The 25,716-nt window shown below is 69.3% G+C and carries 23 protein-coding genes; 10 read left to right on the forward strand and 13 right to left on the reverse strand.

Annotated features, from left to right (window positions below):
* Positions 1-25: 25 nt before the first annotated feature.
* Complete coding sequence (locus J4Z35_RS02720; RefSeq protein WP_074040709.1) at positions 26-1,399, reverse strand: sugar ABC transporter substrate-binding protein; 1,374 nt, start codon at positions 1,397-1,399, stop codon at positions 26-28.
* A gap of 132 nt (positions 1,400-1,531) precedes the next feature.
* Here J4Z35_RS02720 and J4Z35_RS02725 point away from each other — a divergent pair, with 132 nt between their 5' ends.
* The 5 genes from J4Z35_RS02725 to J4Z35_RS02745 all read left to right on the forward strand — a co-directional run bounded on the left by J4Z35_RS02725 (position 1,532) and on the right by J4Z35_RS02745 (position 6,168).
* Entirely contained in the window at positions 1,532-2,497 is a 966-nt protein-coding gene (locus tag J4Z35_RS02725) for a sugar-binding domain-containing protein (protein WP_083603940.1), read from the forward strand.
* A 115-nt stretch (positions 2,498-2,612) separates the two neighbouring features.
* Complete coding sequence (gene lpdA / locus J4Z35_RS02730) at positions 2,613-4,013, forward strand: dihydrolipoyl dehydrogenase (RefSeq protein WP_074040710.1); 1,401 nt, start codon at positions 2,613-2,615, stop codon at positions 4,011-4,013.
* A 298-nt stretch (positions 4,014-4,311) separates the two neighbouring features.
* Positions 4,312-5,580: an inorganic phosphate transporter gene (locus J4Z35_RS02735; RefSeq protein ID WP_074040711.1), complete on the forward strand. Its 1,269-nt coding sequence runs from the start codon at positions 4,312-4,314 to the stop codon at positions 5,578-5,580.
* Complete coding sequence (locus J4Z35_RS02740; protein WP_006944293.1) at positions 5,577-5,870, forward strand: hypothetical protein; 294 nt, start codon at positions 5,577-5,579, stop codon at positions 5,868-5,870. The genes J4Z35_RS02735 and J4Z35_RS02740 overlap by 4 nt, the downstream gene beginning before the upstream one ends.
* Positions 5,871-5,874: 4 nt before the next feature.
* Positions 5,875-6,168, forward strand: coding sequence for a DUF3349 domain-containing protein (locus J4Z35_RS02745; protein WP_038568583.1), 294 nt, complete (start codon positions 5,875-5,877; stop codon positions 6,166-6,168).
* A 134-nt stretch (positions 6,169-6,302) separates the two neighbouring features.
* Here J4Z35_RS02745 and J4Z35_RS02750 read toward each other — a convergent pair whose 3' ends face one another.
* The 10 genes from J4Z35_RS02750 to J4Z35_RS02795 all read right to left on the reverse strand — a co-directional run bounded on the left by J4Z35_RS02750 (position 6,303) and on the right by J4Z35_RS02795 (position 19,013).
* Complete coding sequence (locus J4Z35_RS02750; RefSeq protein ID WP_074040712.1) at positions 6,303-7,028, reverse strand: SseB family protein; 726 nt, start codon at positions 7,026-7,028, stop codon at positions 6,303-6,305.
* A complete protein-coding gene (gene priA, locus J4Z35_RS02755) occupies positions 7,025-7,765 on the reverse strand; it encodes a bifunctional 1-(5-phosphoribosyl)-5-((5-phosphoribosylamino)methylideneamino)imidazole-4-carboxamide isomerase/phosphoribosylanthranilate isomerase PriA (protein WP_006944303.1) in 741 nt (246 codons plus the stop codon). The genes J4Z35_RS02750 and priA overlap by 4 nt, the downstream gene beginning before the upstream one ends.
* A gap of 43 nt (positions 7,766-7,808) precedes the next feature.
* Positions 7,809-8,429, reverse strand: a complete 621-nt coding sequence (hisH, locus tag J4Z35_RS02760) for an imidazole glycerol phosphate synthase subunit HisH (RefSeq protein WP_006944195.1) — start codon at positions 8,427-8,429, stop codon at positions 7,809-7,811.
* Entirely contained in the window at positions 8,426-9,079 is a 654-nt protein-coding gene (locus J4Z35_RS02765; protein WP_006944237.1) for a hypothetical protein, read from the reverse strand. Before J4Z35_RS02765 ends, hisH begins: the two co-directional genes overlap by 4 nt.
* A 3-nt stretch (positions 9,080-9,082) precedes the next feature.
* Positions 9,083-9,724, reverse strand: a complete 642-nt coding sequence (hisB, locus tag J4Z35_RS02770) for an imidazoleglycerol-phosphate dehydratase HisB (RefSeq protein ID WP_074040713.1) — start codon at positions 9,722-9,724, stop codon at positions 9,083-9,085.
* On the reverse strand, positions 9,721-10,851 hold the full coding sequence (locus J4Z35_RS02775) for a histidinol-phosphate transaminase (protein ID WP_074040714.1): 1,131 nt from the start codon (positions 10,849-10,851) through the stop codon (positions 9,721-9,723). The genes hisB and J4Z35_RS02775 overlap by 4 nt, the downstream gene beginning before the upstream one ends.
* The gene (hisD, locus tag J4Z35_RS02780) at positions 10,848-12,227 is read right to left on the reverse strand and encodes a histidinol dehydrogenase (RefSeq protein ID WP_074040715.1); all 1,380 of its coding nucleotides are present in this window, start codon (positions 12,225-12,227) and stop codon (positions 10,848-10,850) included. Before hisD ends, J4Z35_RS02775 begins: the two co-directional genes overlap by 4 nt.
* A gap of 43 nt (positions 12,228-12,270) precedes the next feature.
* Positions 12,271-15,261 carry a bifunctional [glutamine synthetase] adenylyltransferase/[glutamine synthetase]-adenylyl-L-tyrosine phosphorylase gene (locus tag J4Z35_RS02785; protein ID WP_074040716.1) on the reverse strand — a complete coding sequence of 997 codons (2,991 nt, stop codon included), beginning with the start codon at positions 15,259-15,261 and terminating at the stop codon, positions 12,271-12,273.
* A complete protein-coding gene (glnA, locus tag J4Z35_RS02790) occupies positions 15,258-16,592 on the reverse strand; it encodes a type I glutamate--ammonia ligase (protein ID WP_074040717.1) in 1,335 nt (444 codons plus the stop codon). Before glnA ends, J4Z35_RS02785 begins: the two co-directional genes overlap by 4 nt.
* Positions 16,593-16,691: 99 nt before the next feature.
* Positions 16,692-19,013 (reverse strand): immune inhibitor A domain-containing protein, encoded by a 2,322-nt coding sequence (locus J4Z35_RS02795; RefSeq protein WP_083603941.1) that lies wholly within the window; start codon positions 19,011-19,013, stop codon positions 16,692-16,694.
* Positions 19,014-19,192: 179 nt separating this feature from the next.
* Here J4Z35_RS02795 and panB point away from each other — a divergent pair, with 179 nt between their 5' ends.
* Positions 19,193-20,029, forward strand: a complete 837-nt coding sequence (gene panB / locus J4Z35_RS02800; RefSeq protein ID WP_050786456.1) for a 3-methyl-2-oxobutanoate hydroxymethyltransferase — start codon at positions 19,193-19,195, stop codon at positions 20,027-20,029.
* A 45-nt stretch (positions 20,030-20,074) separates the two neighbouring features.
* On the opposite strand, the gene J4Z35_RS02805 is transcribed toward panB, so the two are convergent.
* Together J4Z35_RS02805 and J4Z35_RS02810 are read right to left on the reverse strand one after the other, a co-directional pair.
* Positions 20,075-21,304, reverse strand: a complete 1,230-nt coding sequence (locus J4Z35_RS02805) for an MFS transporter (protein WP_237723735.1) — start codon at positions 21,302-21,304, stop codon at positions 20,075-20,077.
* Positions 21,305-21,528: 224 nt separating this feature from the next.
* Complete coding sequence (locus J4Z35_RS02810) at positions 21,529-21,708, reverse strand: hypothetical protein (protein ID WP_006944217.1); 180 nt, start codon at positions 21,706-21,708, stop codon at positions 21,529-21,531.
* 81 nt (positions 21,709-21,789) lie between these two features.
* Here J4Z35_RS02810 and map point away from each other — a divergent pair, with 81 nt between their 5' ends.
* The 4 genes from map (at position 21,790) to J4Z35_RS02830 (ending at position 25,603) form a co-directional block, all read left to right on the forward strand.
* The gene (gene map, locus J4Z35_RS02815; RefSeq protein WP_038568602.1) at positions 21,790-22,677 is read left to right on the forward strand and encodes a type I methionyl aminopeptidase; all 888 of its coding nucleotides are present in this window, start codon (positions 21,790-21,792) and stop codon (positions 22,675-22,677) included.
* 143 nt (positions 22,678-22,820) lie between these two features.
* Positions 22,821-23,585, forward strand: coding sequence for a polyphosphate--glucose phosphotransferase (gene ppgK, locus J4Z35_RS02820; protein WP_006944296.1), 765 nt, complete (start codon positions 22,821-22,823; stop codon positions 23,583-23,585).
* A gap of 467 nt (positions 23,586-24,052) precedes the next feature.
* Complete coding sequence (locus J4Z35_RS02825) at positions 24,053-24,664, forward strand: Lrp/AsnC family transcriptional regulator (RefSeq protein ID WP_006944270.1); 612 nt, start codon at positions 24,053-24,055, stop codon at positions 24,662-24,664.
* 210 nt (positions 24,665-24,874) lie between these two features.
* Entirely contained in the window at positions 24,875-25,603 is a 729-nt protein-coding gene (locus tag J4Z35_RS02830) for a 4a-hydroxytetrahydrobiopterin dehydratase (RefSeq protein ID WP_006944193.1), read from the forward strand.
* The last annotated feature ends 113 nt before the right edge of the window (positions 25,604-25,716 follow it).

Consider the following 25,716-nt stretch of genomic DNA (forward strand, 5'->3'; position numbering starts at 1 on the left):
GCGAGCGCGTTGGTGCTCACGTCACTCACTTCCCTTCACGCTTGCGATAGTCCTCGGCCACGTCGCTCGCGAGCTCCTGGCCCGTCTCGAGCGCCGCATCGACGCTCTGCTTGCCGGCGATGGCCGAGCTGACCTCCTGGCTGACCTGCGTGCCCAGGGCCGGAAACTCGGGGATGTCGACGAACTGGATGCCGCCGGCGGGTCGGGGCTGGACGCCCGGGTTGTCGGGCTGAGCCGACTCGATGGCCTTCTTCGCGGGTTCGGCGAACGCCTTCGCGGAGGCGACGTACTCGGGGATCTCGTACGTCGAGGCGCGCTTGCCGGAGGGGACCGACGACCAGCCGATCTTCTCGCCGACGAGCTTCTCGTACTTCTTGCCCGAGGCCCACGAGACGAACTTCCAGGCAGCGTCCTTCTTCTCGGACTTCTGCTCGATCGCCCACGCCCAGGCGTACAGCCAACCGGCATTCTTGGTCTTGACGACGGGAGCCGGCGCGTAGCCCATCTTCCCGGCCACCGGCGAGCCCTTGGCCTCGAGGGAACCGGCGGCCGACGTCGCGTCGTACCACATCGCCGTCTTGCCCTGCTGGGTGTTGTTGAGGCACTCGGTGAAGCCCGCCTGCGGCGCTCCGGCCTCACCGTGCTTCCTGACGAGGTCGACGTAGAAGTTCGTCGCCTGCTTGAACTCGGGCGAGTCGACCTGCGCCTGCCAGTCCTTCGTGAACCAGGTGCCCCCGAAGGTGTTGACGACGGTCGTCAGCGGCGCGAACAGCTGACCCCATCCTGGCTGACCACGCAGGCAGATGCCGCGCATGCCCGGCTGGGCGCCGTCGACCTTGGCCGCGATGTCGGCGACCTGCGGCCACGTCGGGTTCGCGGGCATCGTGATGCCCTTCGACGCCAGGATGTCCTTGCGGTACATGAGGAAGCTCGACTCGCCGTAGAACGGCTCGCCGTAGATCTTCCCGTCGACGCTGAGCGCCTTCGTCATGGGAGCGAGGATGTCGTCCTGGTCAAACTGGGTGTCGGCCTTGACGTGGCTCGTGAGATCCGCGACCCAGCCGGCCTTCGCGTAGATCGGGATCTCGAAGTTGCTCAACGTCGCGACGTCGTACTGACCGGCCTGGGCGCTGAACTCCTGACTCGTCTTGTCGCGCAGGTCGTCCTCCGGCAGCACCGTGAAGTTGACGTGGATGCCCGTCTCCTTCTCGAAATCCGGCGCGAGCTTCTGCAGGTCCATCATCTGCGGGTTGTTGACCATGAGGACGTTGATGCTGTCCTTGCCACCCGATGAGACCCCGCCACCCCAGCCCGCGCACGCGGTCGTAGACCCGCCCACCAGTGCTGTCGCGGCGAGGAGGGCGATGCCATTTCGTCGTCGTCCCACGAAACCTCCCATGTCGTCGTGCCTGGTGTGCAATGCTCGAACGAGCACCATGCTCACTTGAGCACTAGCAGGCACATATGAGTAGAGTGTGATTCGACACACAATGTCAACCCACGATTCACGCTACGAACGCCGGGAGTTCCCATGGTCGACGCGAGCGCACCGCAGCATCAGCGCCTCATGGTCCACGCAGCACGTCGCTACTACCTCGACGACGCCTCCAAGGTGGCCATCGCCGAAGAGCTCGACATCAGTCGGTTCAAGGTGGCGCGCCTGCTCGAGGAGGCCCGCGACCAGGGAATCGTCCGCATCGACGTCGTCGACCCCGGCGCCGGGTGCGAGCACCTCGAACGCCGCCTGCGCGACGCGTTCGGGCTCGCACACGCCGTCGTCGTCGACGTCGAGGAACTCGAGACGGACGCCGCGCAGGACGAGCTCGCCCGCCGCGGCGCCGACCTCATGCGGCGCCTCGCGCAGCCGACCGACGTCATCGGGCTGCCATGGAGCCGGATGGTCGCCAAGGCGGTGCGCCACTTCGACGGTCTGCCACCCGTGCCGATCGTCCAGCTCTCCGGGGCCCTCGACCTGCCGGCGTACGAATCCTCCCCCGTCGACGTCGTGCGTGACGCCGCCCGCCTCACCGGCGGAGAACCCCGCGTCTTCTACGCGCCGCTCGTTGCCGACGACGCCGCTGCGGCCGCCGTCATCCGCGCTCAGGCGAGCGTCGCAGGCACCCTCGACGACGCCAAGCACTGCTCCCTCGCACTCGTCGGCGTCGGCGGGTGGAGCAGTGGCGAGAGCACCCTGTTCGACCTCGCGAGCGACGACGAGCGCGACGATCTCGCGCGCCTGCAGGTCGTCGGCGAGATCGCCGGCTCCCTGTTCGACGTGACCGGCGCGCCGGTGCACGCGGGCCTGACGGCACGTCTGGTCAGCATGCGCCCCGACGACCTGCGGCTCATCACCCACGTCGTGGCCCTGTCGCACGGTCGGGCGCGCGCCGCGGCCGTCGCGGCCGGCATCCGCGGGGGCTACCTCACCTCGATCGTCGTCGACACGCCCTTGGCGCAGGAGCTGCTCGCGCAGCACACCGAGGCGACGGACGACTGAGCCCCACGCGCCGCGAGGCGCACGGGAACGGTCGGGACCGGGCACCGCAAACTTCTACCCGTCAGTAACTACCTGCACTCACACCCTGCGCTCCGATGGGTCTAGGCTCTGCCTCGTGGCCAATCATTTTGATGTCGTCGTCCTCGGCGCCGGCCCGGGTGGGTACGTCGCGGCTATCCGCGCCTCCCAGCTCGGCCTGAGCGCCGCCGTTATCGAGCAGAAGTACTGGGGAGGTGTCTGCCTCAATGTCGGGTGCATCCCCTCGAAAGCTCTGCTGAAGAACGCCGAACTCGCGCACGTGCTCACGCACGAGAAGGAGAAGTTCGGCATCGAGGGCGACGCCACGATGGCGTTCGGGCCCACGCACAAGCGTTCCCGTCAGGTCTCGTCGAACATCGTCAAGGGTGTTCACTACCTGATGAAGAAGAACAAGATCACGGAGATCAACGGTCACGGCACGCTCAAGGCCGACCACTCCATCGACGTGAAGGGTGAGGACGGCTCCACCCAGAGCGTCACCTACGACAACCTCATCATCGCGACGGGCGCCACCGTGCGCACGATGCCCGGGGTCGACCTCAGCAAGAACATCGTCTCCTACGAGGAGCAGATCCTCTCGGAGGAGCTGCCGGGCTCCATCATCATCGGCGGTTCGGGCGCCATCGGCGTCGAGTTCGCCTACGTCATGAAGAACTTCGGCGTCGACGTGACGATCGTCGAGTTCGCCGACCGCATGGTGCCGACCGAGGACGCGGACGTGTCCAAGGAGCTGCTCAAGCAGTACAAGAAGCTCGGCATCAAGGTCATGACCGGCACGAAGGTCGAGAAGGCCGAGGACACCGGCTCCGGCGTCAAGGTCACCGTCTCCCCCGCCAAGGGCGGCGACTCGCAGGTGCTCGAGGCCGACAAGATGCTGTCGGCGTTCGGCTTCAAGCCGCGCGTCGAGGGCTACGGCCTGGAGGATCTCGGCGTCAAGCTCACCGAGCGCGGCGCCATCGAGATCGACGCGCGCGGCCGCACCAACGTCGACAAGGTCTACGCCATCGGTGACGTGACGGCCAAGCTCATGCTCGCGCACACCGCCGAGGCCATGGGCATCGTCGCCGCCGAGACCATCGCGGGCGTCGAGACGATGGAGATCAACTACGACATGATCCCGCGCGCGACGTACTGCCAGCCGCAGGTCGCCTCGTTCGGTTACTCCGAGGCTCAGGCCAAGGAGAAGGGCTACGACGTCAAGACGGCGACGTTCCCGTTCTCCGCGAACGGCAAGGCGCAGGGCCTCGGCGAGGCCGTGGGCTTCGTCAAGGTCATCGCAGACGCTAAGCACGACGAACTGCTCGGCGCCGCGATGATCGGCCCCGACGTCACCGAGATGCTCCCGGTACTGACCCTCGCGCAGCAGTGGGATCTGACGGCCGACGAGGTCTCGCGCAACATCTTCGCCCACCCGACGCTGGGAGAGGCCGTGAAGGAAGCCGTGCACGGCATCGCCGGGCACATGATCAACCTCTGATCGCGCAGATCCACTGATCGCGCCTGTACCTCAGCGCGATCGATTCGAGACCGCCGGGTCCGGAGCTCATGCTCCGGACCCGGCGGTCTCGTTGCGTCACGTGGTCGAGCGGGCCGCCCGCGTCAACCGCGCGAGACGCCGGGGCGCCCTCGCGCGTGCCCGTCCGGCAAAGAATCGCCGCACGGGAGGTGAACTTCCGGTGAACAGATATCGGGCGCCCCCGCGAATTTCCCGCAGTGCCAACACCCGTTTGCGTACAGCGCACTCGGCGGCCACTGCGCGGTTGCACACTTGCCGTGTGGATTTCTCGTTCATTCTTCTCGTGCTCGTCATCGTCACGGCACTGGCGTTCGACTTCACCAACGGCTTCCACGACACCGGCAACGCGATGGCGACGTCCATCGCCACCGGTGCCCTCAAGCCCAAGGTGGCAGTCGCCCTCTCCGGCATCCTCAACCTGATCGGTGCCTTCCTGTCGGTCGAGGTCGCCCTCACCGTCACCAACGCAGTCATCAAGATCCAGGCCAAGGACGGCGCTCCGAAACCGGAGTTCCTCGCCGACCACGGCCAGGCCCTGCTGCTCATCGTGCTCGCCGGCCTCGTCGGTGGCATCGTGTGGAACCTGCTCACGTGGCTGCTCGGCATCCCGAGCAGTTCGAGCCACGCACTGTTCGGTGGTCTCATCGGTTCGGCCATCGCCGCGATCGGCATGGCGGGCGTCAAGTGGACGGGTGACGGTTCGAAGCTCGACGGTGTCGTCGGCAAGGTCATCATCCCCGCGTTCTTGTCGCCCTTCATCGCGGCGGTCGTCGCGGCGCTGGGCACGAAGCTCATCTACGCCATCACGAAGAAGGTCAGTCACGCCGAGTCCGAGCGTGGTTTCCGCTGGGGTCAGATCTGCAGCGCCTCGCTCGTCTCGCTCGCTCACGGCACCAACGACGCGCAGAAGACGATGGGTGTCATCACCCTCGCCCTCATCGGCTACGGCTCCTGGACCGACACGCACAGCGTTCCGCTGTGGGTGAAGTTCGCCTGTGCGCTCGCCATCGCGGCCGGCACCTACCTCGGCGGCTGGCGCATCATCCGCACGCTCGGCAAGGGCCTCGTGGAGATCGAGTCGCCGCAGGGCATGGCTGCCGAGTCGGCCAGCTCCGCCGTCATCCTCGTCTCGAGCCACCTCGGCTTCGCGCTGTCGACGACGCACGTCGCGACGGGTTCGATCCTCGGTACCGGCCTGGGCAAGAAGGGCGCGGAGGTCCGCTGGGGTGTCGCCGGACGCATGGTGCTCGCCTGGTTCATCACCCTGCCCGCCGCCGCGGTCGTCGGTGCGCTCATGTGGTACCTCGGTGACGTCATCGGTGGTGGCGCCGGCGGCATCGTCGTCTTCGCCATCCTGTGCGCGTTCGCGGCCTACATGTTCTACCACTCGCGCAAGACGCCGGTCGACCACAACAACGTCAACGAGGAGTGGGACCCGCAGGACCTCGCGGCGACGCACATCCCCGACGTCGTGGCCGAGTCCGACCGCAACACCATCCACCCCGCGACCAAGGTTGGTTCCCGATGAACACTCTCTCCCTCGCGTTCGAGAGCGCCTGGAAGGTGCTTCTCGTCGCCATCGTCCTCGGTGCAGGCGTGCCTGCCCTGTTCGCCTTCGGCGTGCGTGGCTTCGCCGCCGGTGAAGGCGCTCTCACGACCGGCGAGAGCGCCAAGTCCTGGGGCAAGCCCGTCGGCCTGCTCTGCTTCGCGCTCGTCGCCGTCGCGGTGGCGCTGGGCCTCGCCATCATCATCGCGTCGGGCTTCGGCTACAAGGTGTCGTTCGAGCACGTGTTCCCGACCTTCGCCGAGAAGAAGTGAGGCGATGAACCCAGCCCTCGAGCGCATCGTCAACTGGCTGCGCGTCAGCTACCCCACGGGGGTACCGGAGCGCGACTACCAGCCGTTGCTCGCGCTCATGCGGCGCCGGCTCTCTCCTGAGGAGATGCACGAACTGGGCAACCACCTCGTCGCCGACGGGCTCGTGCCCGCTGACCGGGTCGATGTGGGTGTCGGCATCACGAAGGTGACCCAGGAGCTGCCCAGCCCACAGGAGATGGACCGGGTGCTCGACCACCTGCACGAGTGCGGGTTCCCGCTGCACGACGAGTTCGACTGAGCACGACGTCAGACCGCACGCCAGGTGTCGACGCGCCGACGCATGACGCAGGGGCCGGACGGTGAGATCTCACCGTCCGGCCCCTGCGTCATGTGCCCCCCGGCTCATCCGGGGTTTTCAGTCCCGCCCGCGCCTCACGCCGCGACGAACTCGAAGGCGAGAGCTTCGATGCGGGCGCGAGTCTCACCGTCGGCGGCCAGCCGCTCACCGACGCGTGTGGCGAGCGCGCGGATCTCGTCCTGGCTCAGCCCCGGTGCGAGTGTGAGACGCAGCCGCAGCACGCCCTCTCCCCCGTCGACGCACTCCTGGGCGAGCACGGCCTCCTCGACGCGCACAGCCTGCCCGATGGCGGAGCGCACGTGCGTGTCACGGTAGGCGGGCACCCAGGCCTGCTGCTGCGCGAGCGCCCAGACCATGCTCGCGCGCACGACCACGCGATGCTCGCTGGCCATGTCGAGCAGCAGGACGTCGCATTCCTCTGAGATGGCCGCCTGCGCGGCGAACGCGGCCTTGACGGGTGACGGGCGGGCCGCCGGATCCCAGGCGGCGAGCGCTTCGAGGCTCGTGAAGACGGGCAGGCCCTTTGTACCGTCCGGCGCGGTCAGCGTCACGACAGCCATGTCGGTCGACTTCTCGACGGCGTGCTCCCCGCTCGTGTCGACCTCGGTGGGGGCGGCGACGATCGGCACGAGCAACCTGCTCTCGGCCAACGCTGCGACCCACGCCTCCTCGTCACCACTCGCCAGCGCCGCCATGAGAGCCGCATCGGCCTCGCCGCGGTCGTCGTCGAAACCGGTGCTCGTCACCTCGCGGCCGCTGAACGGGATGCCGGCCGTGTCGCTCGGCCCCGGGCCGCTCACTCGGGGCGCCCCGCGACGTCGAGGGCGTCGGCGAGCGTCATCGTGCCCTTGTAGAGGGCCGAGCCGATGATGGCGCCTTCGACCCCGTACGGCACGAGCTCGCGCAGCGCGCGCAGGTCGTCGAGCGTCGTCACGCCGCCGGAGGCGACGACGGGGCGGTCGGTGCGCTCGCACACCTGCTGCAGCAGCGCGGTGTTGGGGCCGGCGAGCATCCCGTCTTTCGCGACGTCGGTGACGACGTAGCGCGCGCAGCCCTCACGGTCGAGGCGGGCGAGGGTCTCCCACAGGTCGCCGCCCTCCTTCGTCCAGCCGCGGGCGGCGAGGGTGGTGCCGCGCACGTCGAGGCCGACGGCGATGCGGTCGCCGTGCTCGGCGATGGCGGCAGCGGTCCACTCGGGGTTCTCCAGGGCTGCGGTGCCGAGGTTGACGCGACGGCAGCCCGTGGCGAGCGCAGCCTCGAGTGACTCGGCGTCACGGATGCCGCCGCTCATCTCGACCTTGATGTCGAGTGTGCCGACGATCTTGGCGAGCAGGCCGCGGTTCTCGCCGCGTCCGAACGCGGCATCGAGGTCCACGAGGTGCAGCCACTCGGCGCCCGCTTCCTGCCACGCGAGTGCAGCGGCGACGGGGTCGCCGAACTGGCCGCCCGTCCCGGCGATGCCCTGGACGAGTTGGACGGCCTCACCGCCGGCGACGTCGACGGCCGGCAGCAGTTCGAGGCGGGGTTCGGTGGTCATGGTGCTCCTTCGAGCCGTCGGATCGGGGTGGCTGGGCATGGCATCAGAGGGTGTCGAGCCAGTTGGTCAGCAGCGCGGCGCCGGCGTCACCCGACTTCTCGGGGTGGAACTGGGTGGCGCTCAGCGCACCCTGCTCCATGGCCGCGGCGAAGGGGGTGCCGTGCGTCGCGAGCGTGACGCGGGCGCCCGAGTTGAGGTCGGCGACGGTCGCGGGGGCCGCGAACGAGTGGACGAAGTAGAACCGTTCGTCCTCGACACCGGCGAACAGTCGGCTGCCGGGCGCCGGCTCGAGCTGCGACCAGCCCATGTGCGGTACGACCGGGGCGTCGAGACGCTCGACTCGACCATGCCACAGCCCCAGCCCGTCGACCGGTGACGGCGACGGCTCGCTCGAGCCGTCGAACATGACCTGCATGCCGACGCAGATACCGAGCACGGGGGCCTGACGTGTCAGTCGCTCTGCGATGAGCTCACGCCCGCCCGCGGCGACGAGCCCCGCGGCGCACGCGTGGAAGTTGCCGACGCCGGGCACGAACAGCCCGTCTGCGCGCGCCACAGACGTGGGATCGGCGGTGAGTTCGACGTCGGCGCCGATGCGTTCGAGCATGCGCACGGCGGAGTGGATGTTGCCGCTGCCGTAGTCGAGCACGACGACCTTCTTCATCGCTTCTCCTCCATCAGGGCGTGCCCTTCGATCTCTCGCCGTTCTTCGCGTTCCTCGCGGGTGTGCTTGTCGAAGCGTCGTACTGCCTTCGCATCAGGTTCGACGAGATCGGCCTCGATCGCCGCGCGCGGATGCAGCGCGAGCAGATGCCCGGCGGGGATGCCGAGGGCGACCATGACGCCACGCAGCACCTCGATCGGCTCGGCGCCGCGCTGCGCGAGGACGCGTTCTAGGGTCTCCGGGTGCGAGTTCTCCCCCACCGCGAGCAGATCCGCGAGGCTCGCCTGCGGCAGCGCCGCGCGCACGACCCCGAAACCGCGGCGGACGACGAACCAACGCGGCAGGGAGCGCCACCGTCGCGGCTGGACGAGGACGACGGCGTCGTCGCCGTGCACGAAGAACCCGGCGGCCGGGCGCATCATCTGCGGAACGGGGCGGGCGACGAGCACCGTCGCGGCGTCGTCAAAGGGCGCGGCCGCATGCCCAGGGCCCGCCGCGACGACGGCGCACCACGGCCCGTCGAGGTCGACGACGTACGCGGGCACGGTGCCCTGTTCGACCCAGCGAGCCACACGCTCGGCATCGCCGCGTATGACGACGACGGCGTCGAGCGCGCCGGTGAAGTTCGACTGCCGACCTAGTCTCGGCATGACTCAGAGAGCACCCTTCGCGCTCGGAATTCCCTGCACGCGCGGCTCCTTCGCCACCGCGGCGCGCAGCGCGCGGGCGATCGCCTTGAACTGGGCCTCGACGATGTGGTGCGGGTCGCGCCCGGAGATGACGTTGACGTGCAGCGCGATGCCCGCGTTGTAGCCGAGCGATTCGATGACGTGCTGCGTCAGGGAGCCGATGTAGTTGCCCCCGATGACCGCGTAGATCTGGCCGTCCGGTTCACCGGTGTGGACGACGTACGGGCGGCCCGCGACGTCGACGACCGCCTCGACGAGCGCCTCGTCGAGCGGCACCTTCGCGTCCCCGAAACGCGAGATGCCCGACTTGTCGCCGAGCGCTTCGCGCAGGGCCTGGCCGAGCACGATCGCGGTGTCCTCGACCGTGTGGTGGGCGTCCACGTCGAGGTCGCCGCTGGCGCGGATGCGCAGGTCGATGAGGCTGTGCTTGCTCAGCGAGTCGAGCATGTGGTCGTAGAAGCGCACCCCGGTGCGGATGTCGGACGTGCCCGTACCGTCGAGGTCGAGCCACAGCCTGATCGAGGCTTCCTTCGTCGTGCGCTCGATGAGCGCTGTCCGGTGGTCGGCGGGCACGTCGGGGATGACGAAGTCGGTCGCGTCGCTCATGCTTTCTCCTCCTGGAGGGCGTGCGTGGGGGCGAGGTCGGTGAGGGCCGCGATGACGGCGTCCGTCTCGGCGGGCGTGCCGGCCGTGATGCGCAGGTGGTGCGCGATGCCGACGTCGCGCACGAGGATGCCGCGATCGAGCAGGGCCTGCCACGTGGCGTGCGCGTCGGTGAGACCACCGATGAGAACGAAGTTCGCATCGCTCGGCGTCGGCGTGAGCCCCGCCACTCGCGCGGCCTCGACGATGCGGTCGCGCTGGGCCTTGATCGCATCGACCATGGCGAGCATCTCTTCGGCGTGGTCGAGGGCCGCCAGCGCGGTCGCCTGCGTCACCGACGACAGGTGGTAGGGCAGACGCACGAGACGCATCGCGTCGCAGATCTCGCGCGAGGCGGCCATGTAACCGACGCGCGCGCCGGCGAACGCGAACGCCTTGCTCATCGTGCGGCTGACGATCAGGCGCGGGTGATCGGCGAGCAGCTCGAGGGCGCTCGGCGTGCCCGGGCGCGCGAACTCGACGTACGCCTCGTCGACGATGACGACGGCGTTCGGCGCCGCGTCGTAGATGGCGCGCACGACGTCGTTGCTCACCGCGGTGCCCGTCGGATTGTTCGGCGTGCAGACGAACACGACGTTCGGACGGTGCTCGCGCACCTGGTCGACTGCGAGGTCGACGTCGAGGTCATAGACGCCCTCACGACGATCGCGCAGGCCGTCGACCCATGTCGTTCCCGCGCCGCGCGCGATGATCGGGTGCATCGAGTAGCTCGGCGTGAAGCCGAGCGCGACGCGGCCCGGGCCCCCGAAGGCCTGCACGATGTGGCTGAGCACCTCGTTGCTGCCGTTGGCGGCCCAGATCTGCTCGACGGGCAACCGGACGCCCGTCACGCGATCGAGGTAGTCGGCGAGGGCCGCGCGCAGTTCGGTGAACTCGCGATCCGGGTAGCGGTTCAGCCCGCCCGCGGCCTTCTCGACTCGCTCGACGATGCTGCGCACGACCGTCTCCGGCACGTCGTAGGACGACTCGTTCGTGTTGAGCGCGATGGGCACGTCGAGCTGCGGCGCGCCGTACGCGCTCTGGTCTCGCAGGTCTTCGCGCAGCAGCTGCGTGATCGTGGGTTCGCTCATGCGGGCGCGTTCTCCGTCCCGGCCTCTGCCTCGTCCCGACGCTCGAAGCGCGCCGTCACGGCCTCGCCGTGCGCCGGCAGGTCCTCCGCGTTCGCGAGCGTGACGACGACGTCCGCGACCTCCGCGAGGGCCTCGCGCGAATAGTCGACGATGTGGACGCCCTTGAGGAACGACTGCACCGACAGCCCGCTCGAGTGGCAGGCGCACCCGCCGGTCGGCAGGACGTGGTTCGACCCGGCGGCGTAGTCGCCGAGGCTGACGGGCGAGTAGGTGCCGACGAAGATGGCACCCGCGTTGCGCACGCGCAGCGCGTCCTCGCGCGAGCTGGCGGTGTGGATCTCGAGGTGCTCGGCGCCGTAGGCGTCGACGACGCGCAGCCCGGCCGTGACGTCGTCGACGAGGACGATGGCCGACTGCGGACCGCCGAGGGCCGTGAGCACGCGCTCGCTGTGCTTCGTCGCGCGGGCGCGGCGCTCGAGGGCTGCCTCGACGTCGTCGGCGAGGCGCGTCGAGTCGGTGACGAGGACGGAGGCCGCGAGGTTGTCGTGCTCGGCCTGGCTGATGAGGTCTGCGGCGACGTGCTCGGCGTCCGCGGTGTCGTCGGCGAGGATGCCGATCTCCGTCGGGCCCGCCTCGGCGTCGATGCCGATGAGGCCCTTGAGCAGGCGCTTCGCGGCTGCGACGTAGATGTTGCCCGGGCCGGTGACGAGGTCGACGGGCTCGCACACGCTCGTGCCATCCTTCTCCCGTGCGCCGTACGCGAACATCGCGACGGCCTGCGCGCCGCCGACGGCGTACACCTCGTCGACGCCGAGCAGGGAGCACGCGGCGAGGATCGTCGGGTGCGGGTAACCGGCGAACTCGCCGGTGTTCTGCGCCTGCGGCGGGCTCGCGACGGCGACCGAGTCGACGCCCGCGACCTGCGCGGGCACGACGTTCATGACGACCGAGCTCGGGTACACGGCGAGGCCGCCGGGCACGTAGAGCCCGACGCGCTCGACGGGGATCCAACGTTCAGTGACGCTGCCGCCGTCGCTCACCTGCGTCGTGACGTCCTCGCGCGCCTGCGCGGCGTGGACGATCCGCACGCGGCGGATGGCTTCGACGAGGGCGTCCTTGATCGCGGGGTCGAGCTGCGCTTCGGCGGCTGCGAGCACCTCCGCGGGCACCCGCAGGTGCGTCGGACGCACCTTGTCGAATCGCTCCCCCAGCTCGCGCAGCGCGTCGGCCCCGTCATGGCGCACCTGCTCGCACAGCGGACGCACGACGTCGAGGGCCGCCTCGATGTCGAACTGTGCGCGCGGCAGCGCATCGCGCAGGCCGCGTGCATCGAGGGAGGTCAGGGCTGAACCACGAAGGTCACGACGCGAAATCACCGCTCCATTCTAGGCGGCGGCACCGAGCGCCTGCCCGCCCGTCTCAGCGTCGGAAGCTCGGTCCGGTGCTGTTGTGAGGATCCTCACCGTAGAACACGCGGTCGACGACGAGCCGGGCGCGCCGCGAGACCTTGCGGTACTCCTCGCCGAGCTGACGACCGTCACCGGCGGGCAGTCCGAGCAGCGTCGCGATGCCCTCCGCGTCGCGCAGGTCGCTCGGCAGCGACTCGACGGGGCGGCCGCGCCACAGCACCGAGGCGTTGCGCACCCGGGAGGCGAAGGTCCACGCGTCGGCGAGTACCTCGGCGTCGTGGGCGTCCATGAGCTCGAGCTCGGCGAGCAGCCGCAGCGTCGAGATCGTGCCGGTCCGACGCAACTGTGGGTGGGCGTGGGCGTGCTGCAACTGGTGCAGTTGCACGCACCACTCGACGTCGGACAACCCGCCGCGCCCCAGCTTGAAGTGGGTGCGCGGATCGGCCCCGCGGGGAATGCGCTCGGCCTCCATCCGCGCCTTGAGCGTGCGGATGCGACGCACCGCGGCGTCACGGATGCCGCCCTCGGGCCAGCGCAGCGGATCGACGAGGTCGACGAAGGCGCGGCCCAGGTCGGCGTCACCGGCGAGCGGGTAGGCGCGCAGCAACGCCTGGGCCTCCCAGCCCTCCGACCAGCGCTCGTAGTACGAGGCGTAGGAGTCGAGGGAACGCACGAGGGGGCCCTGCTTGCCCTCGGGACGCAGCGCGGCGTCGATCTCGAGCTTCGGGTCTGGCCCGGCGAGCGCGGCGAGGCGTCGCAACTCGGTGACGACGGCGAGCGCCTGGTCCTGCGCAGCACCGGCGTCGGCGCCGTCGCGCGGGCGGTGGACGTACATGACGTCGGCGTCGGAGCTGTAGCCGAGCTCACGCCCGCCGAAGCGTCCCATACCGATGATCGTGACGTCGGTGAGGCGTGCGTCCGAGTCATCGCAGACGGCGCGCCATGCGAGGTCGAGCCCGGTCTGCAGCATCGCGGCCATGACGTCGGTGAGGGCCTTCTCGACGCCCTCGAGGTCGAGTTCGCCGAGCACGTCGGCGATGGCGATGCGCGTCAGCTCGGTGCGGCGGACGGTGCGCGCCGCGAGCATCGCCTTGTCGACGTCGTCGTGGCGACCGGCGACGGACGTCATCGTCGCGCTGATCGCCTTCTCGTCACGCGGCACGCGCAGCGCAGGGTCGGCGAACAGCTTGACGCTCTCGGGCGCGCGTTCGAGCAGTTCCGAGACGTAGCGCGACTTCGACAGCACCTCGGCGAACAGTTCCGCGGTGCTGCCCTCGCGCAGTGTGTTGAGGTACCAGTGCGAGGTGCCGAGCTCGTCACTGATGCGGCGGTAGGCGAGCAGCCCGGCGTCGGGGGTCGGGCCGTCGGCGAGCCACTGCAGGATGACGGGCATGAGCGTGCGCTGGATCTGCGCACGCCGCGACAGCCCCGACGTCAGCGCCTGCAGGTGGCGCAGCGCGCCGCTCGGGTCGGCGTAACCGAGCGCGGCGAGACGATCGCGCGCGCCCTCGTCCGACAACTTCGCCTCATCGTCGTCGAGACGCGCGACGGCCGACAGCAGCGGCCGGTAGAACAGCTTCTCGTGCAGGCGGCGCACCGAGCGCGCGAGCTCCTGCCAGTGGGCGGTGACGGCCTCGTCGGGGTCGCGCATCAACCCGACGCCGCGTCCGAGGCGGCGCAGGTCTGCGCTCGACGTCGGCATGAGGTGGGTGCGACGCATCTTGCTCAGCTGGATGCGGTGCTCGAGCACGCGCAGCTGACGGTAGGAGCGGTCGAGCGCCGAGGCATCCGTGCGCCCGACGTAACCCCACGAACTGAGCGCCTCGAGGGCGTCGAGCGTCGAGCGGGCGCGCACCCGCTCGTCGGTGCGTCCGTGGACGAGCTGCAGCAGTTGCACGGAGAACTCGATGTCGCGCAGACCGCCCGGGCCGAGCTTGATCTGGCGTGCCTGCTCGCTGACGGGCACGTGCGACTCGACGCGACGGCGCATCGCCTGCGCGTCCTCCACGAAGTTCTCGCGCTTGCTGGCCTGCCACACCATCGGCCGCATCGCGGCGATGTAGGCCTCGCCGACCTCACGGTCGCCCGCGATGGGGCGCGCCTTGAGGAGCGCCTGGAACTCCCAGCCCTTCGCCCAGCGCTCGTAGTAGTTGCGGTGGCTCGCGACGGTGCGCACGAGGGGGCCCTGCTTGCCCTCCGGGCGCAGCGCGGCGTCGACCTGCCACAGCGAACCCTCCCCCGTGCTCGCCGAGCAAGCGCGCATCAGCTCGGTCGCGAGCTCCGTAGCGAAGCGCAGGGCGACGTCCTCGTCGACCCCGTCCGCGGGCTGCGCGACGAAGATGACGTCGACGTCGGAGATGTAGTTGAGCTCGCGCCCGCCCGTCTTGCCCATGCCGATGACGGCGAGTCGAGCCTGCTCGGCGCCCTCGACGCTCTGCGTCGCGATGTGCAGCCCCGCCTCGAGCGCGGCACCCGCGAGGTCGGCGAGTGACGCTGCCGTCGCGGGCAGGACATTGGCGGGGACGTCGGTGACGTCGAGCGCCGCGATCTGCACGAGCTGACGACGGTAGGCCACGCGCAGCGCGTCGTAGGCGCTGACGTCGTCGTCCCGCCCGTCGATCTCGGCGATGAGCGCCTGAGCGAACGCCGCCTGGTCGCGACGCTCCGCGGCGACCACGTCGCGCCACTGCTCGGGCTTGGCGACGAGGTGATCACCGAGGGCGCTCGAGGCGCCGAGCACGCCGAACAAGCGCGCTCGTGCGAGCGGCTGCGTCAGCGCCTCCGTCAGCGCGCGCCGGCCGGGAGCATCGAGCGCCTCGCGCAACCGAACGAACGCGAGCAGCGCCTGGTCGGGGTCGGCGACCGCGCCCGTGACGTCGAGCAGGACGTCGGTCGGGACGAGGTCGGCGACCTCCTGGGCCAGCGAGCCGGCGCGTTCGGTGTCGGTGTAGCCCGCCTTGCGCCAGGCCGCGGAACTCTTGGTCTGCTGCGTACGACTCACAACCGGCGCAGATCCTGCTTGATCTCGAACTCGGTCACCTGGTCGCGGTAGGCGGCCCACTCGTTGTGCTTGTTGCGCAGCACGAAGTCGAAGACGTGCTCGCCGAGCACCTCGGCGACGAAATCGCTCTCCTCCATCGTGCGGATCGCCTCGTCGAGCGAAGCCGGCAACGGTCGGATGCCCATGGCGCGACGCTCGCGCTCGGTGAGCGTCCACACGTCGTCCTCGGCCTCGGGCGGCAGCTCCATGCCCTGCTCGATGCCCTTGAGGCCTGCGCCCAGCATCACGGCGTACGCGAGGTAGGGGTTGCACGCTGCGTCGAGGGTGCGCACCTCGATGCGCGTGCTCTGGCCCTTGTCGGGCTTGTACATGGGGATGCGGATCATCGCGCTGCGGTTGTTGTGCCCCCAGCAGATGTGCGCCGGCGCCTCGGAACCGCCCCAGATGCGCTTGTAGCTGTTGACGAACTGGTTCGTGATCGCCGTGAACTCCGGCGCGTGGTGGAGCAGGCCGGCGACGAACTGGCGGCCCGTGCGCGAGAGCTGATACGGCGAACCCGGCTCGTGGAACGCGTTCGTGTCACCCTCGAACAGCGACAGGTGCGTGTGCATGCCGCTGCCGGGCTGGCCTGCCATCGGCTTCGGCATGAAGCTCGCGAAGATGCCCTGCTCGAGCGCGACCTCCTTGATGACGGCCTTGAACGTCTGGATGTTGTCGGCCATCGACAACGCGTCGGCGTAGCGCAGGTCGATCTCGTTCTGCCCCGGCCCGCCCTCGTGGTGACTGAACTCCACGGAGATGCCCATGTTCTCGAGCATCGTGATGGCGGCGCGCCGGAAGTCGTGGCCCGTGCCGTGCGGCACGTGGTCGAAGAACCCGGCCGAGTCGACCGGCACGGGACGGCCGTGGTCGAGGTCCTTCTCGAACAGGTAGAACTCGATCTCGGGATGGGTGTAGAAGGTGAACCCCAGGTCGGCGGCCTTCGTCAGCGAGCGGCGCAGCACGTCACGCGGGTCGGCGAGGCTCGGGGTGCCGTCGGGCAGCAGGATGTCGGCGAACATGCGCGCAGTGCCGGGGTTCTCGCCGCGCCACGGCAGCACCTGGAACGTCGAGGCGTCCGGGCGCAGCAGCATGTCGGCCTCGTAGACCCGCGCGAGACCGTCGATCGACGAACCGTCGAAGCCGATGCCCTCGGCGAACGCCCCCTCGAGTTCCGCCGGCGCCACGGCGACCGACTTGAGGGTTCCGAGCACGTCCGTGAACCACAGACGCACGAATCGGATGTCACGTTCCTCGATCGTGCGGAGCACGAACTCTTGCTGACGGTTCATGACGCCATCCTGCCTCACCGCGTCACCCGACGACGAGCGGCCCCGGGGATGATCCCCGGGGCCGCTCACATGTCGGACTCAGCCGCTCGCCGCAGCGCCTCAGCGGCGGAAAATCACGTCGAGGTGCGCCTTGTCCTTGCTCACACCACTGACGGTGACCTTGACGCCGCTGCCTGCCGTCAGCGTCGAACCCGTCGGGTTGGAGGCGTCGTAGTAGTTCGTCGCCTCCGTGTCGTCGAACGTCGACACGCCCTTGCTCTTCGGGAACGTCGTGGCGTCACCGTTGCGGTGCAGCGTCAGCGACGGCATCGAGGACGAGCCGAACACCGCGTCCCAGGGCTGCAGCTTGTTCGACACGAGCGTGCCGTCCTTCCATTTCATCGCCTGCGCGTGCGAGTCGATGGGCAGCACCTGGCCGTGGCCGGGGTGCTCGGAGACGTTGTTGTTCGCGTACTCGTTGTCGACGTACCACATGAGAACACCGGGCTGGAAGGCGAAGTGCTCGACACGCTCGGCCTGCTGCTTGAGGTAACCGAAGTTGTACGGACCCGTCTTGAGGTAACGGTCGTAGCCGTTGTACTGACGGTTCTCTGCGAGGTAGTAGTGCGTCTTCTTCTCGCTCGTCGTGCCCGATGAGAGGGTGAAGCCCTTCGCGACCCAGCCGTTCGTGCCCTTCTCGACGTCGTCCGACAGCAGTGTCGCGCCGTCGGCGACGATGCGGATGTCGTCGAGGAACGGGCCCGCCCCGTGGACGCCGCCGTCACTCGCGTAGCGGAAGCGGAAGTCGACCTTCTTGCCCGCGTAAGCGCTCAGGTCGTACGTGAGGTCGCTCCAGTTCTTCTTCTCACCGGAGACCTCCTTGCCCACCTGCGCCCAGGTGGCGCCACCGTCGGTGCTGACCTCGCCGTAGAAGAAGTCGTAGCCCTCCTCGGTGTCGTACCAGGCCGCTGTCGTCACGCTCGCGGACTTCTTGCCCGTGAGGTCGATCGAACGCGTCAACGTCGAGTTGAGGTTGTCGGCGCTGCCGCCCCACCACTCGTTGGCCCCCGACTGGGGCTTGTTGTACGTCGTGGTGATCGTCTTGTCTGGCAGGTTGATCAGGGCCGCCTGGCCGAGCGTCGCCGAGTCACGGTCGCTCGGGCCGATCTGGACCTTCTTGCTGTTGCCGTAGCTCACCTTCGTGGCGTCGAGCCAGCCGAGCTGCAGCTTCTCCCACGGACCCATGTAGCCCGGGCGCGAACCGATGTCGGTCTTGCCGTCGCCGAGCCACGAACCGGCGCTCATGAGCGACCAGTACGAGACGTCGTTCTGAGCCTTGTTCGTCGTGTCGTACAGGTCCGGCAGGCCGAGGTCGTGACCGAACTCGTGCGTGAAGACACCGAGACCACCGTTCTCCGGCTCGGTCGTGTAGTCACCGATCCACAGGCCCGTGTCGCCGAGCGGCACACCACCGAGCTTGTTCTGCGACGGGCCGGCCTTGCCCGCGAGGTTCTGGTACGCGTACCAGCGGTGGCTCCAGATGGCGTCATCTCCCTGGGCGCCACCGCCGGCCTCTTCGCCCTCACCGGCGTGGATGGCCTGGAAGTGGTCGATGTAGCCGTCGGGCTCGTCGAAGTTGCCGTCGCCGTCGAAGTCGTAACGGTCCCACTTGTCGAAGCTCTGCAGGTACGCCTTGATCTGGGCGTCGCTCTTGCCCGCTGCCTTCTGCGCGTTGACCCACGCCGTGGCGCTGTCGGCGATGAAGGACCAGGAGCCCTCGGCCTCGCTCGTGCCGTCACCCGAGACAGGGTTGTGGCCGTAGCGCGCCTCGTTGAAGGGCACCTTGACCCAGTCGCTCACGTCGCCCTCGACGTCGAAGCGGCCGTTCGACTGCTTGGAGTAGAAGTCCTTGAACGACTCCGAGCTGCCGAACATCATGTCGAAGTAGTGCTGACGGTTGAAGTCGGCCTTCCAGATCGTGCTGTTGTTGTCGGTCGCGCCGCCGTCCATCTTGCGGTCGGGCTGGGCAATCTTGTTGTGCAGCGGGCCGGGCGCGCCACCGGCGGCGGGCTTCGTCTGGTCACCGAACTCGACGAGGAAGCTCAGGATGTTCGCCTTCTGGTTGACGTCGTACTGGACGTAACGCGGCTTCGTCTTGCCCTTCTTGTCCTTGCCCTTGACCTCGATGACGCGCTTGCCGTTGACCTTCTTCGTGGCGGCCTTGCCCGTGACGAGAGCGCTGACGGCGGCGTCACGCAGGTCGGCCTTCTTCTCCGCGAGCGGGTTCGGACGGTCGTCGGACTTGCCGACGCGGGTCTGGCCCTCGCCTGCGGGCGGGGCGTTGTTGGCGGAGGCGACCGGGGCTGCGATGAGACCGAAGGCCGTCACCGTGCCGACGAGAGCCGCGGCCATGCGCGGCGTGTTCGAACGACGATGTGTCATGAGTACTCCAGGAGCAGAAGGGCGCCCACGTCCAGCACGTGAACACTGTGAAGATACCCAGCCTCCCCTCAGCGAACGGTGATGTCGCTTACAACATTTGCGTAACGAAGGGTGCTATCACGATCCGCCCCCGCCAGCGGATGGGAACGGCTCCAACGGCTGCTGATTACGCTGGAGCCATGAGTGAAGAGGCCGCCCCGTACCGCACCGCCGAACGCAAGCGCATCCGCACCGTCACGCTGCAGCAGTTGAAGGAGCGCGGTGAGCGTTTCTCGATGCTCACCTCCTACGACATGTACACGGCCGAGATCTTCGACGAGGCCGGCATCGAGACGCTCCTCGTCGGCGACTCGGCGGGCAACAACGTGCTCGGTTACGACACGACGCTGCCCGTCACCCTCGACGAACTCATCCCCCTCGTGCGTGCCGTCAGCGGCGCTGCGCAGCACGCCCTCGTCGTCGCGGATCTGCCGTTCGGCAGCTACCAGGAATCGCCGCAGCAGGCGTTCGCGAGCGCCGCGCGACTCATGAAGGAAGGGCGCGCTCACGCGGTCAAGCTCGAGGGCGGGGCGCACATGGCGCCCACCGTCGAGCATCTCGTGCGCGGCGGCATCCCCGTCATCGCGCACATCGGGTTCACGCCGCAGAGCGAGCACACGCTCGGCGGGTACCGAGTCCAGGGCCGCGGCGACGACGCCGAGCGCATGGTCGCCGAGGCGCGGGCGCTGCAGGACGCGGGGGCTTTCTGCGTGCTCATGGAGATGGTGCCGGCGCCCGTCGCGCAGCAGGTGACGGACGCGCTGCGCGTGCCGACGATCGGCATCGGCGCCGGCGCCGGATGCGACGGTCAGGTGCTCGTGTGGACCGACTTCGCCGGCCTGCGTGACGGCCGCTATCCGCGCTTCGCCAAGAAGTTCGCCGACGTGCGCAGCGTGCTGCTCGACGCGGCGCGCACCTACCGCGAAGACGTCGCCTCCGGCACGTTCCCGGCGCCCGAGCACAGCTTCGAGAGCTGACGCCCGCGCTCGTCGTTCGCGCGGGACGCGAGAGGATCGGGTATGTCAGCGCTGGTGTGAGGGTGTTGAGTCGGCGGCGTCAGGTTCGGGCCGGGCGGCACCCCATCCGGCGCGCATGAGCTTGGCGGGCCAGTAGGCGAGCATCGCGGCGGCGAGGACGCCGAAGATCGCGTTCACGACGACGGCGGCGCTCAGGCCGGCGAGCGCCGTCATGCCGGACAGGGCGAGCGGCCCGATCGTCGAACCGGTGTCACTGAGCTGGCGCCACAGGCCGAGGAACGGCGCGCGTCCGACGTCGGGCGAGAAGTCGGCGCCGAGCGTCATCACCATGCCAGAGCCGATGCCGTTGCCGAACCCGAGCGCGCAGCTCGCGGCGAGCACCGCGGCGAAGGTGTGGGCGAACGGCAGCGCGACGAGGGCTGCGGCCATGATGAGCATCGACGGTACGGCGACGGCGGCGCGCCCCCGCACGTCCATGACCTTGCCGGCCGGGTAGAACACGAGCATGTCGATGCCGCCCGCGATCCCGTAGATGGCGCTCGTCGACTGCTCGTCGAGGCCGATGTGCGTGCACCACAGCGGGATGACGACCTGCCGTGTCGCGCGCACGGCCGACACGAGCAGGACGCCGAGCCCGACCGTCAGCAGCACGCGCGCGAACGAGCGTGCGACGGTGCGGGTGGAGACCCGTTCGACGGGCCCGGTTCCGGCCCGCTCGACATCCTCCATGAGCAGCGCGCACCACGTCGCGAGCGCGAGGAAGACGATGGCGAGGACGAAGACGGAACGCCCGCCGAACACTCCGATGAGGGCGGCGCCGACGAGGGGGCCGACGAACATGCCGATGCGACCCACGCCGCCGAGCAGCGACAACGCGCGCGCCCGGTGCGTGGGCGGGACGGCCTCCGTCAGGTACTTCTGGCGCGCGAGCATGTAGACCGACGACGCCATGCCGATGATGACGACACCGAGCATGAGCGCGACGAGGCTCGGCGCGAGGCACAGCAGGCATCCCGCGGCCGTGACGACGCCCGCGAGCACGAGCGCGCGACGTTCGCCGAGGCGCTGCGTGATGAGTGAGGCGGGGATGTTCGACACGAGCGAGCCGAGCCCGATGAGCATCGCGACGAAAGCCGCGAGCGCCACCGACGCGCCGCGCGCCACGGCCGTCGAGGGGATGACGGGCAGGATGGCGCCCTCAGCGGCACCGAACAGCAGCGTCGGGCCATAGGCGGGGATCGCGAGCCGCCGCAGATCGAACCCGAGCTCGCTCACCTGTGCTCCCCTCCTTCGCACCCGTCGTTGCATTGCGATGCTATGCGTCGATGGCGTGGGGCGCGTCAGCGTCTCACGTGGGGCTCATGGGCGGCCCTACCCGGCAGGCAACGGTGACATTCCTGGCCAGATGCGCGTCGGATCAGCCGCATCACGCCGCGCCAGATCATGACGACGGGCCGCATCCCTCGTGGGATGCGGCCCGTCGCGCGTGGATGGGTGCGTCAGTCGTCGCCGTTGAAACGACGCTCTTCAGCGTCCCACTCCTCGCTGCGCTTGTGCGCGGATTCGATGGCGTCGCGCGCCGCGGCCTCGGTGGCGTAGGGGCCGAGCATGTCGCTCTTGGCGTTGGTCTCCTCCCCCTGCTCCACGGCACCGGTGTTGACGTTGTACCAGTAGGCCATGACGGCTCACCTCCTCGCGCCTGCGGGCGCGTCTTGTGCGGGCGCCGAGCCCTGTCGGACCCGGCCTCTAGACTCAACCCTATGACGACGACGCGCTCCACGACCACGTCCGGCCGCACGATCACCGCGGGCACGATCAGCCCGCGCCGCAGCGTGCCTCAGAAGATCGCCCGCCCCGAGTACGTCGGGCGCGACGAGGCGCGCGAGGGCTTCGAGTCGTACGTCAAGGACGCGGAGACGATCGAACGCCTGCGCGTCGCCGGGCGCATCGCCGCGGGCGCGATGGAGGAGGCGGGCAAGGCCGTCGCCCCCGGTGTCACGACCGACGAGCTCGACCGCATCGCTCACGAGTACATGCTCGACCACGGCGCCTACCCCTCGACGCTCGACTACCTCGGCTTCCCGAAGTCGCTGTGCACGAGCGTCAACGAGGTCATCTGCCACGGCATCCCCGACTCGACGGTGCTCGAGGACGGCGACATCGTGAAGCTCGACGTCACGGCCTACAAGGACGGCGTGCACGGCGACAACTGCGCGACGTACCTGTGCGGCGACGTCGACGACGAGTCGCGCCTGCTCGTCGAACGCACGAAGGAGGCGATGATGCGCGGCATCCGCGCCGCGAAGCCGGGGCGGCAGGTCAACGTCATCGGCCGTGTCATCGAGCAGTACGCGAAGCGGTTCGGCTACGGCGTCGTGCGTGACTACACGGGCCACGGCATCGGCACCGAGTTCCACAACGGCCTCATCATCCCGCATTACGACGCGGCGCCCCACTACGACGACGTCATCGAGGTGGGCATGGTCTTCACGGTCGAGCCCATGCTCAACCTGGGTTCGGGCGAGTCGGCCCCGACCTGGGACGACGGCTGGACGGTCGTGACGGCCGACGGCTCGCGTTCGGCGCAGTTCGAGAACACCCTCGTCATCACCGAGACGGGCCCGCAGATCCTCACCAGCGTCGACTGACGTTCCTGCAGGCCCAGCGCCTGCGCACGAGGGCTGACGGGCCGCGCGGTTAGGCTGTCGACGAGTTCGTCGCCGCACGCGAGATGTCGGTGGCCCCGTCCCGTGCAGTGCGATTCCCCTGCAGTTGATCAAGGAGCCCGAGCATGACCCGCACGTCCTATCCCCTCGGCATCGACGTCGGCGGAACCGGCATCAAGGGTGCCCCCGTCGACCTCGACAAGGGCGCGTTCGCTTCGGAGCGCATCCGTTTCGAGACGCCCGCGGGTGCCTCGCCTGACGCTGTCGCGGACGTCATCGCCCAGATCGTCGAGCACTTCGCCGACATGATCGGCGACGAACCGATCGGCGTGACGATTCCCGGCGTCGTGCAGCACGGCGTCGTGCGTACGGCCGCGAACATCGACAAGGCGTGGATCGGGACGAACGCCGAAGAGCTCATCTCGGCGCATATCGGGCGCGACGTGCTCGTGGTCAACGACGCCGACGCGGCCGGCATTGCAGAGAACTTCTACGGCGCGGCGAAGGACACGGACGGGCTCGTGCTCGTCACGACGCTCGGCACCGGCATCGGCACCGCCGTCATCAACGACGGTGTGCTCGTACCGAACTCTGAGCTCGGCCACATCGAGGTCGAGGGCCACGACGCCGAGACGCGGGCCGCTCACTCGGCGAAGGAGCGCGAGGAACTGTCGTACGGCAAGTGGGCCAAGCGACTCACGAAGTACTACACCTCGCTGGAGAACCTGCTGTGGCCCGACCTGTTCGTCGTCGGCGGTGGCGTGTCGAAGAAGGCCGAGAAGTTCCTGCCACTGCTCGACATCCGCACGCCCATCGTGCCCGCCAAGCTCGAGAACGCCGCCGGCATCGTCGGCGCAGCGCGCCTCGCGCACGATCGGCACGTGAAGTAGCGGCCACTGCTCGGCCGTCACCTGCGACCAGGCGCGCCCGAGAACTCGCCCGATGACGACGAGGCCGGCTTCCCGCAGTGTGCGGGAGCCGGCCTCGGTCGCTTCGTGGCGTGCTCACCCAGGGTGGTGGTGCGCGGCTGTTCGGGCCGTGGTGGGGCTCCGAGTCACCTGCCGGTTCGCGCACTCGGGGTGGTGAGCGCGTCGAACGCGATGCCTCAACTCTTGCAATGTCGATCATGCTGCGCAACACCCACGGCCTTGATTGGTCACTATGATCAAGGTGGCGGGGCGTCATGCGTCGTTGCTTGGCCACGACGCCCAGGTCAGCAGGCACCGGGCCCTTCCGGCGTCAGGCTCGGGTGGACGTGAACTGCTCGTGCGACCTGCGCGGGGCAGCGCACTGGACTGTGCTTCAGGCCATGGATGCGGTGCGCTGAGCACGCGTCACGACTGGAACGAGGATGATCATGGATCGACGCTCCCACGCCCGACGCGGCGCAGCTCGACAAACAGACACGGGGCCACGCACGGCGACGACGTCCGCGACCGCGACGTCATCTGGGTCGCCGCGCCCGACCTCACCGCCGCAGCTCGACGAGACGGATCGGCTGCTCCTGCTCGCTCTCGACGAGGACCCGCGTATGACGACGATGGCGCTCGCGCAGCGTTGCGGCCTGGCGCGCGGCACGGTGCACGCGCGGCTGGAGCGGTTTCGCGAGCGCGGCATCCTGCGACTCAACAGTGCGCGCGTCGACCCGGCGACGCTCGGACGGCCCATGAGCGCGATGGTGGCGGTCGAGCTGGATCAGCACGACATCTCGGGCGCGATCGACGGGTTGGCGCAAATCCCCGAGGTGCTCGAGTGCTTCGCGCCGGCCGGCGAGACGGACCTGCTCGTGCGCGTCGTCGCGCGCGACCCTGACGACCTCTATCGCGTCAGCGAGGAGATCCGCCTGTGCCCCGGCGTCACCCGAACCCGCACGAGCGTCTACCTGCGCCGCGTCATCCCCTACCGTATCGACCCGCTGTTGCGCGAAGGCATCGACGAACCGACGTCTGCGCGCGACCGGCGGGGGTGAGGCGGCGGGACGGGGCGACGACGTCGTGGGTGCGTGAGGCGCATCGCGGGGTGGAACCGAGCCACGTGCTCGAGGAGCTGCTGGCAGTTCCGGCGCTCAAGCGTGGGAGCCGACGCTGCACCTCACGCAGTCGCCCGCGGTGCTGGGCACCGCGGAACCGAGGCGACCGACACGCTCCCAGCACGGGCGCGGGTGTGGTCGACTGGAGCCATGAGCGACGACATGACGCAGCGTCCCGGTGGGCGGCCCGATCCGATGCGCACCCTGACGGCGGCGGAGGTGGCCGCGCAGACCCCGGCCGGGTGGGCGCAGATCATGGGGTCACTGCGGGCGCGCTACCGCACTGGCGACTTCGCGACGGGGTTGCGGCTCGTGAACCTCATCGGCGAGTCGGCGGAACGGTGGGATCACCATCCCGACGTCACCCTGACGTACGCGGACGTCATCGTCAGCCTCGTCAGCCATGACGTCCGCGGCATCACGAGCCGCGATCTACGGATGGCGAGGTTGAGCGCCGAGCACGCGGCGCACCTGGGCCTCGAACCGGACGTGGCCGGTCTCACCCAGATCGATCCGGGGCTCGACACTGCACACGCGGACGAGGTCGCTCCGTTCTACTCGGCGCTCTTCGCTGCGCCGCTGCGTGACGGTGAGCCCGTCGACCCGAGCGGCCAGACGCCGACGGTGTGGTGGCAGGCCCCGGATGATGCGGACTCCCCCGATGGCGATGCGGCCGACGATTCCCAGCTCCCGCCGGCGGATCACGAGCAGCGTTGGCACTTCGACGTCTGGGTGGCGGCGGAGGCCGCCGAGCAGCGGCTGGCAGCCGTTCTCGATGCCGGCGGCCGCCTCGTCAGCGACGCCCACGCCCCGTCGTTCTGGGTCGTCGAGGACGCCGACGGCAACCGTCACTGCATCTGCACGCCCGCCGGGCGATGAGGGACTGGGCCGACGTCGCGGAGGGCTACCGCCGATCGTTTGCACGGGCTTGCGCGGGCGCCACCGGGCCGCTCCTGGCCGCAACGAATGACCAGCGCGGCCACAGCGACGAC

Origin of the sequence: Dermacoccus sp. NHGro5 (genome assembly GCF_017565385.1) — a bacterium.
GTDB lineage: Bacteria > Actinomycetota > Actinomycetes > Actinomycetales > Dermatophilaceae > Dermacoccus > Dermacoccus nishinomiyaensis.

Coding starts and splice junctions, on each gene's coding strand:
- J4Z35_RS02775 (WP_074040714.1), bottom strand. CDS start 10,851: ATGAGCGAACCCACGATCACGCAGCTGCTGCGCGAAGACCTGCGAGAC.
- J4Z35_RS02765 (WP_006944237.1), bottom strand. CDS start 9,079: ATGCCGAGACTAGGTCGGCAGTCGAACTTCACCGGCGCGCTCGACGCC.
- J4Z35_RS02720 (WP_074040709.1), bottom strand. CDS start 1,399: ATGGGAGGTTTCGTGGGACGACGACGAAATGGCATCGCCCTCCTCGCC.
- J4Z35_RS02830 (WP_006944193.1), top strand. CDS start 24,875: ATGAGCGACGACATGACGCAGCGTCCCGGTGGGCGGCCCGATCCGATG.
- glnA (WP_074040717.1), bottom strand. CDS start 16,592: ATGAACCGTCAGCAAGAGTTCGTGCTCCGCACGATCGAGGAACGTGAC.
- ppgK (WP_006944296.1), top strand. CDS start 22,821: ATGACCCGCACGTCCTATCCCCTCGGCATCGACGTCGGCGGAACCGGC.
- J4Z35_RS02810 (WP_006944217.1), bottom strand. CDS start 21,708: ATGGCCTACTGGTACAACGTCAACACCGGTGCCGTGGAGCAGGGGGAG.
- J4Z35_RS02825 (WP_006944270.1), top strand. CDS start 24,053: ATGGATCGACGCTCCCACGCCCGACGCGGCGCAGCTCGACAAACAGAC.
- J4Z35_RS02725 (WP_083603940.1), top strand. CDS start 1,532: ATGGTCGACGCGAGCGCACCGCAGCATCAGCGCCTCATGGTCCACGCA.
- J4Z35_RS02745 (WP_038568583.1), top strand. CDS start 5,875: ATGAACCCAGCCCTCGAGCGCATCGTCAACTGGCTGCGCGTCAGCTAC.
- hisB (WP_074040713.1), bottom strand. CDS start 9,724: ATGAGCGACGCGACCGACTTCGTCATCCCCGACGTGCCCGCCGACCAC.
- panB (WP_050786456.1), top strand. CDS start 19,193: ATGAGTGAAGAGGCCGCCCCGTACCGCACCGCCGAACGCAAGCGCATC.
- hisH (WP_006944195.1), bottom strand. CDS start 8,429: ATGAAGAAGGTCGTCGTGCTCGACTACGGCAGCGGCAACATCCACTCC.
- J4Z35_RS02740 (WP_006944293.1), top strand. CDS start 5,577: ATGAACACTCTCTCCCTCGCGTTCGAGAGCGCCTGGAAGGTGCTTCTC.
- J4Z35_RS02795 (WP_083603941.1), bottom strand. CDS start 19,013: ATGACACATCGTCGTTCGAACACGCCGCGCATGGCCGCGGCTCTCGTC.
- priA (WP_006944303.1), bottom strand. CDS start 7,765: ATGACCACCGAACCCCGCCTCGAACTGCTGCCGGCCGTCGACGTCGCC.
- map (WP_038568602.1), top strand. CDS start 21,790: ATGACGACGACGCGCTCCACGACCACGTCCGGCCGCACGATCACCGCG.